At 45.7% G+C, this 7,611-nt stretch carries 8 protein-coding genes and 14 tRNA genes; all 22 read left to right on the top strand.

The features are described from left to right. The first annotated feature begins 141 nt into the window (after positions 1–141). The 22 genes from LKD36_RS11260 (at position 142) to LKD36_RS11155 (ending at position 7,610) form a co-directional block, all read left to right on the top strand. Positions 142–213, top strand: a tRNA-Asn gene (locus tag LKD36_RS11260). Between the two features lie 32 nt (positions 214–245). Beyond that, positions 246–317 (top strand) — tRNA-Glu (locus LKD36_RS11255). Positions 318–342: 25 nt separating this feature from the next. After that, positions 343–415: transfer RNA gene (locus tag LKD36_RS11250), tRNA-Thr, on the top strand. Between the two features lie 4 nt (positions 416–419). Beyond that, positions 420–493: transfer RNA gene (locus LKD36_RS11245), tRNA-Ile, on the top strand. Between the two features lie 42 nt (positions 494–535). Continuing rightward, positions 536–609, top strand: a tRNA-Asp gene (locus LKD36_RS11240). A gap of 31 nt (positions 610–640) precedes the next feature. Continuing rightward, positions 641–713, top strand: a tRNA-Val gene (locus LKD36_RS11235). Between the two features lie 22 nt (positions 714–735). Next, positions 736–821 (top strand) — tRNA-Leu (locus LKD36_RS11230). 48 nt (positions 822–869) lie between these two features. Further along, positions 870–943 (top strand) — tRNA-Arg (locus tag LKD36_RS11225). 69 nt (positions 944–1,012) lie between these two features. Further along, positions 1,013–1,456: a DUF1700 domain-containing protein gene (locus tag LKD36_RS11220; protein ID WP_308459645.1), complete on the top strand. Its 444-nt coding sequence runs from the start codon at positions 1,013–1,015 to the stop codon at positions 1,454–1,456. 69 nt (positions 1,457–1,525) lie between these two features. Beyond that, positions 1,526–1,684, top strand: a complete 159-nt coding sequence (locus tag LKD36_RS11215; protein ID WP_308459644.1) for a hypothetical protein — start codon at positions 1,526–1,528, stop codon at positions 1,682–1,684. Between the two features lie 115 nt (positions 1,685–1,799). Then, positions 1,800–2,105, top strand: a complete 306-nt coding sequence (locus LKD36_RS11210; RefSeq protein ID WP_118770392.1) for a rhodanese-like domain-containing protein — start codon at positions 1,800–1,802, stop codon at positions 2,103–2,105. 70 nt (positions 2,106–2,175) lie between these two features. Next, complete coding sequence (locus tag LKD36_RS11205) at positions 2,176–3,339, top strand: THUMP domain-containing class I SAM-dependent RNA methyltransferase (protein ID WP_118770391.1); 1,164 nt, start codon at positions 2,176–2,178, stop codon at positions 3,337–3,339. Beyond that, positions 3,336–3,932: an XTP/dITP diphosphatase gene (locus tag LKD36_RS11200; RefSeq protein WP_118770390.1), complete on the top strand. Its 597-nt coding sequence runs from the start codon at positions 3,336–3,338 to the stop codon at positions 3,930–3,932. The genes LKD36_RS11205 and LKD36_RS11200 overlap by 4 nt, the downstream gene beginning before the upstream one ends. Further along, positions 3,929–4,411 carry a metallophosphoesterase family protein gene (locus tag LKD36_RS11195; protein WP_308459643.1) on the top strand — a complete coding sequence of 161 codons (483 nt, stop codon included), beginning with the start codon at positions 3,929–3,931 and terminating at the stop codon, positions 4,409–4,411. Before LKD36_RS11200 ends, LKD36_RS11195 begins: the two co-directional genes overlap by 4 nt. Positions 4,412–4,528: 117 nt before the next feature. Continuing rightward, positions 4,529–4,603 (top strand) — tRNA-Pro (locus LKD36_RS11190). Positions 4,604–4,628: 25 nt separating this feature from the next. Continuing rightward, positions 4,629–4,699: transfer RNA gene (locus tag LKD36_RS11185), tRNA-Gly, on the top strand. A gap of 24 nt (positions 4,700–4,723) precedes the next feature. Further along, a tRNA-Arg gene (locus tag LKD36_RS11180) sits at positions 4,724–4,797 on the top strand. Positions 4,798–4,830: 33 nt separating this feature from the next. Further along, positions 4,831–4,904, top strand: a tRNA-His gene (locus LKD36_RS11175). A 15-nt stretch (positions 4,905–4,919) separates the two neighbouring features. Beyond that, positions 4,920–4,993: transfer RNA gene (locus LKD36_RS11170), tRNA-Gln, on the top strand. Between the two features lie 28 nt (positions 4,994–5,021). Continuing rightward, positions 5,022–5,094, top strand: a tRNA-Lys gene (locus tag LKD36_RS11165). 513 nt (positions 5,095–5,607) lie between these two features. Beyond that, positions 5,608–6,279 carry a response regulator transcription factor gene (locus LKD36_RS11160; protein ID WP_118770388.1) on the top strand — a complete coding sequence of 224 codons (672 nt, stop codon included), beginning with the start codon at positions 5,608–5,610 and terminating at the stop codon, positions 6,277–6,279. Beyond that, a complete protein-coding gene (locus tag LKD36_RS11155; RefSeq protein ID WP_308459642.1) occupies positions 6,276–7,610 on the top strand; it encodes a sensor histidine kinase in 1,335 nt (444 codons plus the stop codon). Before LKD36_RS11160 ends, LKD36_RS11155 begins: the two co-directional genes overlap by 4 nt. Position 7,611: the final 1 nt, after the last annotated feature.

The raw sequence follows: 7,611 nt of genomic DNA, 5'->3' as shown, positions 1-7,611 counted from the left end.
AGGGCAGAGGTGGAAGCGCAGTAATGCGTGAAGCTGACTGTTACTAATAGGTCGAGGGCTTAACCAAGAGGTTTAGGGTAAAGGTTTTGGAAAGAAAAAGTATTGACTGTATGCAGTTTTGAAGGTACAATATCTTCATATTCCTCGATAGCTCAATGGTAGAGCACACGGCTGTTAACCGTGGTGTTGTAGGTTCGAGCCCTACTCGGGGAGCTGGTTTTTAAAACTATTAAAATTTTATATTCGGCTCCATGGTCAAGCGGTTAAGACACCGCCCTTTCACGGCGGTAACAGGGGTTCAAATCCCCTTGGAGTCATTGCCTATAATAAGGGCTGAAATATGCCGATGTGGCTCAATTGGCAGAGCAGCTGATTTGTAATCAGCAGGTTATCGGTTCGAGTCCGATCATCGGCTTCTTGGACCCATAGCTCAGTTGGTTAGAGCTTCCGGCTCATAACCGGATGGTCCCGGGTTCGAGTCCCTGTGGGTCCACTTATAATGAACCTGTAAGAACTTGAAGAGCATATTTTATATGGCCTGGTGGCTCAGCTGGTTAGAGCGCCGCCCTGTCACGGCGGAGGTCGTGGGTTCGAACCCCATCCGGGTCGTTTGAAGCGTATGCTTCATTTAATTGCATATGGGATCTTAGCTCAGCTGGGAGAGCATCTGCCTTACAAGCAGAGGGTCATAGGTTCGAGCCCTATAGGTCCCATTTTACAGAGTAATCTGTAGATGCCGGCGTGGCGGAACTGGCAGACGCACAGGACTTAAAATCCTGCGGGACTTACCTCCCGTACCGGTTCGATCCCGGTCGCCGGCACTTGCGTGAGTTTCCATCATGCAGATATCTACTTACTAAATTATATATGTGCGCGTAGCTCAGCTGGATAGAGCGTCTGACTACGGATCAGAAGGCCGGGAGTTCGAATCTTCTCGCGCACGTTTAAGACCATTTGGAATTGACCAGATGGTCTTTTTTTTGTATAATCGGCCTATGAGAAGGAGATTGATATGAACAGACAGACATTTATTGACACTTTAAGACGTGCATTATATGGAAGAGTCAGCGACTATGAGCTGGCGGATCATATACGATATTACGAAGATTATATTCAACAGGAGATCATGAAAGGAAGAAGTGAGCAGGAGGTTCTGGGAGAGCTGGGTGATCCAAGGCTGATTGCCCGGACGATTCTTGAGACTTCCGGTTTGGAAACTCCGAATGTGGAATACACCATTGACGAAGACGGCAGAGAGGATTCCGGCTATACGTCATCAGATGGACAGATAAAGGTTCATGCATTTACCGGATGGAAAGCGGGGCTGGTAATGGCGCTGATTGCTGTGGTGATTATTGCGATTATTGTGATGGCACTGGGGCTGTTTATTTATCTGTTACCGGTACTGTTGATTTTCCTGGCCATCTCCTGGTTTGTGAAAAAGTTTTTGAGATAAAACGACGTATAATTTGACTGAAGAAGACTCATACTACTGCTGTAAATCATATTACAGGAGGAAATGATTATGAGTTATGAGAGTGATTCCAGAGACAAGAGCAGCAATGCGAAAAATGCCAGAAACTGCAGCAATGCAAAAAATTCTTCCAAGAGCAAGTCTCAGAACAAATCTATGGACAAATCTGAGAACAGAACAGAAAACAAATCAGAAGATCGCGAATATTAAGGAAAGAAAAGAGAGGGTGCGGCCATGTGGCGTACCCTCTTATACGTAACACGGACAGAAGAGCGGCTGCATAGACTGAATATAAGAGAGAGCGTAATCAGAAAGGAAAATGTCTATGGAGACAATTTCAGCCAGGGAAATTGACCGTTATATTTTTGACCGGAACTACCTTCTCGTGGATGTGAGGCAGCCGGCAGACTATCGTAGAATGCATGTCCGTGGGGCTGTCTGCATTCCATATGAGACACTGAAAGCACGGATCCGGGGACTTGGATCAACGATTCCAATCCTGTATTGTGAGAGAGGCGGACTGAGCATGCAGGCGGCGAGAGAACTGGAAAAAGAGGGATATCGGGCACTGTCTGTTGTAGGAGGAATCAGAGCCTACCGCGGAAAATATCTTGAGGGCAACAAATCCTGAGAAGGGATTGACAGGCTTTCACGGGACAGATAAGATAGAGGAGAAATGAGGAGAACGGAAAGGACATAAGATGAGCAGAATAGAACTGGTAGCGCCATGCCACTTTGGCCTGGAGGCAGTATTAAAGAAGGAAATCGTGGATCTTGGGTATGAGATCGTACAGGTGGAGGATGGCAAGGTAATCTTTGCCGGGGATGAGGCGGCTGTCTGCAGAGCCAATATTTTTCTCCGTACGGCAGAGCGTGTATTATTAAAAGTAGGAAAATTCAGAGCTGTTACTTTTGACGAGCTTTTTGAGAAAATTAAAGCCCTTCCATGGGAAAACTATATACCGTCGGACGGAAAATTCTGGGTGGCTAAGGCTTCTTCTGTGAAGAGTAAACTGTTCAGTCCGTCCGACATTCAGTCCATTGTGAAAAAAGCCATGGTGGAACGTCTGAAAGGTGTATATGGCCTTCAGTGGTTTCCAGAGACCGGTGCAGAGTATCCAATCCGTATTTCCTTTATGAAGGATGAAGCACTGGTGTGCCTGGATACGACGGGACTCTCCCTTCACAAGAGAGGGTATCGTACTATGGTGAGCAAAGCGCCGATCAAAGAGACGCTTGCAGCGGCTCTGATTCTGCTGACACCATGGAAGAAGGATCGGATACTGGTAGACCCGTTCTGCGGAAGCGGTACGTTTCCTATCGAGGCAGCAATGATTGCAGCCAATATGGCGCCGGGCATGAACCGGTCATTTACCGCCGAGAAGTGGACGAATTTTCTGCCAAGAAAAGGCTGGTATGAAGCGGTGGACGAGGCCTTTGATCTGGTAGACGACCAGATTGAAACCGATATTCAGGGATATGATATTGACGGAGAGATTATCCGTGCAGCCAGACAAAATGCTGAGGCAGCGGGTGTGGATCATTTGATTCATTTCCAGCAGCGGCCGGTGAGCGAACTGTCTCATCCGAAAAAATATGGATTTATTATCAGTAACCCGCCTTATGGAGAACGTCTGGAAGAAAAGGAAGCACTGCCGGGATTGTACAGCCAGATTGGAGAGCGGTTCCGTACACTGGACAGCTGGTCTATGTATCTAATTACCAGTTACGAAGATACGGAAAAATATATCGGGAAAAAAGCGGATAAGAACCGGAAGATTTATAATGGAATGCTGAAGACATACTATTATCAGTTTCTTGGGCCGAAGCCACCGAAAGGAAATCGACAGGAGAGAGACAAATGAAGATAGAGAAGATGATATTTGCTACCGGAAATGAAGGAAAGATGAGAGAGGTCCGTATGATTCTCGGAGATCTTGGAGCTGAGATTCTGTCACTGAAGGAAGCCGGGATTCAGGCAGAAGCGGAAGAGAACGGAACAACATTTGAAGAAAATGCTGTGATCAAGGCGAAAGAAATTATGGAGAAAACCGGTGCGCTTGTGCTGGCGGATGATTCCGGACTCGAAGTGGATGCGCTGAACGGTGAGCCAGGTATCTATTCCGCACGCTATATGGGACATGAGACTTCCTATCATATTAAAAATAAAAATCTCATTGAACGGCTGGAAGGAAAGACAGGTGAGGAGAGGAGTGCCCGTTTCGTGTGTGCCATAGCTGCATGTTTTCCGGATGGCAGAGTACTGACCACCAGAGGAACAATGGAAGGACAGATTGGTTATGAGGAAAAAGGAGAGAACGGGTTCGGATATGATCCCATCTTCTACCTGCCAGAATATCAGTGTTATTCCGGTGAACTTCCGCTGGAGGAAAAAAATAAATTAAGCCACAGAGGAAAGGCGCTTCGTCTGATGAAGGAGCAGCTGGAGGCTTTATGAAAGTTCTGATTGTAAGTGATACCCACGGCCGGGAACAGAATCTTGCGGAAGCACTGGAACAGACCGGCTCCATCGACCAGCTCATTCATCTGGGGGACGTGGAAGGTGGAGCAGAGCATATCCGGGAGCTTGCCGGAGACGCGCCTGCCGCGATCATTGCCGGAAATAACGATTTTTTCTGTGATCTTCCGAATGAGCGGATCTTTACACTTGGCGGACACCGGATTTTTATGACGCATGGCCACGGCTACTTCGTCCACAGTGGAACTCTGTATCTGAAACGGGAGGCCAGAAAGAAGGGCGCAGATATTGTTATGTTCGGCCATACCCATAAGCCATATATGGAAGAAGATAACGAACTCTTAGTCCTGAATCCGGGCAGTCTGTCCCTGCCGAGACAGGAGGGACACCGTCCGACTTACATCGTCATGGAGATTGCTGACGATGGTCAGATCTCATATGAACTGTGTTATCTCTAATAGAAAACTGGCCTAAAAATGTGATCGAAAAAAGTTTGAAAAAAATTAAAAAAGTTGTTGACTTTTCCCGTCTAAGTGTATATAATACTGTTTGTGTCCGAACGAGGGCAACGGGAACGGGGTGTGGCTCAGCTTGGCTAGAGCGCCTGGTTTGGGACCAGGAGGCCGCAGGTTCGAATCCTGTCACCCCGATTAGCATACAATTTAAAAACACCTTGCGGGTGTAGTTCAATGGTAGAACACTAGCCTTCCAAGCTAGATACGTGGGTTCGATTCCCATCACCCGCTTTGGATAGCAATTATCCATAAAATGTGTCCGTAGCTCAGCTGGATAGAGCAACGGCCTTCTAAGCCGTGGGTCGGGGGTTCGAATCCCTTCGGGCACATTTGAAGCTTTGCTTCATGAAAAAGTTGATATGGTGGGTATAGCGCAGTTGGTTAGCGCGCCAGATTGTGGCTCTGGAGGCCTAGGGTTCGAATCCCTATATCCACCCTGAATCAAAGATAATGGGCTATCGCCAAGCGGCTAAGGCACAGGACTTTGACTCCTGCATTTCGCTGGTTCGAATCCAGCTAGCCCAGTTGGGTAGAAGAAATGCTACATAAGAATGGGATATTAGCTCAGTTGGTAGAGCACTTGACTTTTAATCAAGTTGTCCGGGGTTCGAATCCCCGATGTCTCACTGATCAGACACTGGTTTTCCAGTGTCTTTTTTGTTTCTGGCATGCTGACGAAAAATGACGGATCAGGAGGCAATCCGTTGACAGGACAAGGCAGTATTTGGATCTTTTGTTTGGAAAAAAGTCTAAAAATGTCGAAATTTTATGTGTTTTGTCAATGTACATATGCCCGTCAGGGACGTATAATAGGTTCAACAAGTGAGAACGATACCACAACAGTTTGGTTTCCTTTCTTACCTGTTCAATTAAATATTTATAGATGGTACCGTACCCCCCTTAATCCCCCTTAATGAATAAACCCTCCCTTTTTTGATTATTCTTTAATTGCGGTAGCATCATAAATATACGAAAAGTTGTTATAGAAAGACCAGAGGTCCCCCGCCTCTGGTCTTTCTGTGTCTGAAAAAATTTTACATAAATTTTACATTTCTATCTTTCTGCCTTTACATTCCACGAATAATATGTTAATAGATAAATTAGGTTTATAAGGTAGATGAAAGGCAGAGGTTTGGTGTATGGCATTGATTTATATTGTGGAGGATGACCAGAACATCCGGGAGATTGAAAGTTTTGCTTTGAAAAACAGTGGTTATACGATAATGGATTTTGAATGTGCGAAAGATTTTTACCATCAGTTGGCGGAAAAAGTTCCGGATTGTATTTTGCTGGACATTATGCTTCCAGATGAGGATGGTCTGGAGATACTGAAAAAGATAAGATCGATTCCGGATACCAGAAAGGTTCCGATTATGATGATTACGGCCAAGACTACAGAACTTGACAAAGTCAAAGGACTGGATCTGGGAGCAGATGATTATATTACCAAGCCTTTCGGAATTATGGAGCTGATTTCACGTGTAAAAGCACTTTTGCGTCGCAGCATGAATATGGAAGATGAGAAGTTCCTTTCTGCAGGAGATATTTTCCTGGACGGTGAGAAGCATATGGTATATGTGAAGGACGAGCCGGTAGATCTTACTTTTAAAGAATATGAGCTCTTGAAACTGCTTATTCAGAATCAGGGAATTGTTATGTCCAGAGATGTAATCATGGAGCGAATCTGGGGAATTGATTTTGAAGGAGAGTCAAGAACTCTGGATGTACATATCAAGACATTGCGCCAGAAGCTGAAAAATACAGGTACGCTGATTAAAACCGTGAGAAATGTGGGGTATATGATCGAGTGAAAAAGAAGATACGCCGGGAATTTATATTAGTTGCTCTCTTTACGATTACGCTGACTACCCTGCTGGTAACAGCGGTTTTCTATGAATTTTTTAAAAAAGAAGTGATGGATGAGCTGGATATCGATATACAGGTGCTGCAGGAAACAGGGGTTTTCGAAACGGCAGACATAGAAAATGGTCTGCGGGAAATGCCTCTGGATGATTTGAGAATTTCATTAATTGCCCAGGATGGTTCTGTCCTTTATGATAATGATGCGAATGTGGGAAATCTTGGTAATCACGGAGACCGTCCGGAAGTGTCGCAGGCCTTACGGAGTGGAGAAGGACAGTCCGTCAGACGTTCAGATACCATGGATGAGAGTGCTTTTTATTATGCAGTCCGGCAGGAGGATGGAACAGTTCTTCGTGTAGCCAGAGAGACTTCCAGTATCTGGAGAATGTTTAAAGATGCTTTTCCGATGGTGTGTGTGATGGCGCTGGCTATTTTTTGCATGTGCTATGTGCTGGCGACCCGTGCAACAAAAACATTGATGAAACCAATTGACTATCTGGGGTGTCATCTGGATGAATGCGGCGAGATAGAGACATACGAAGAACTGGTGCCCTTTGTGCAGACCATTAAGAAACAGCATGATGATATTATGAAAAATGCTCAGATGCGGCAGGATTTTACAGCAAATGTTTCTCATGAGTTGAAAACACCGCTGACATCGATATCGGGTTATGCAGAACTCATTGAGCACCGTATGGCTTCTGCTCAGGATGTGCCGCGTTTTGCGGGGGAGATTCACAGAAGTGCCAATCGGCTTCTGAGCATGATTAATGATATTATCCGGCTGTCAGAGTTGGATGTGATGGAGACAGAGGATATGGTATTTGAGAGGGTGCCTCTCTATGTTCTGGCAGAAAGCTGTGTGGATATGCTGCAGTTAAAAGCGGAAAAGCATAATGTAACGCTGGAATTGAAAGGCACACCCTGCCATATGGCCGGAAATCGGGAGATGGTGGAAGAGATACTTTATAATTTATGTGATAATGCCATTCGTTATAATAATCCGGGTGGAAGTGTGACCGTGACGGTGGTGCCAAAAGGAGAAAAGGTAATGCTTCAGGTGGCAGATACAGGAATCGGTATCTCCAAAGAGCATCAGCAGAGAGTCTTTGAACGTTTTTACCGAGTGGACAAGAGCCGCTCCAAAGCAACCGGAGGTACCGGGCTTGGTCTTGCCATCGTAAAACATATGGTAGCGCAGCATCATGCAGAGCTTACGTTAGAGAGTGAGGAAGGAAAAGGAACGACCATCACGATTCTGTTTGAAAAAGCAGATTAGT

This window comes from Hominiventricola filiformis (genome assembly GCF_020686965.1).
Lineage (GTDB): Bacteria > Bacillota > Clostridia > Lachnospirales > Lachnospiraceae > Hominiventricola > Hominiventricola filiformis.
The sequence above is the reverse complement of the archived record's forward strand: the minus strand, read 5'-3'. Positions and strand labels throughout refer to the sequence as shown.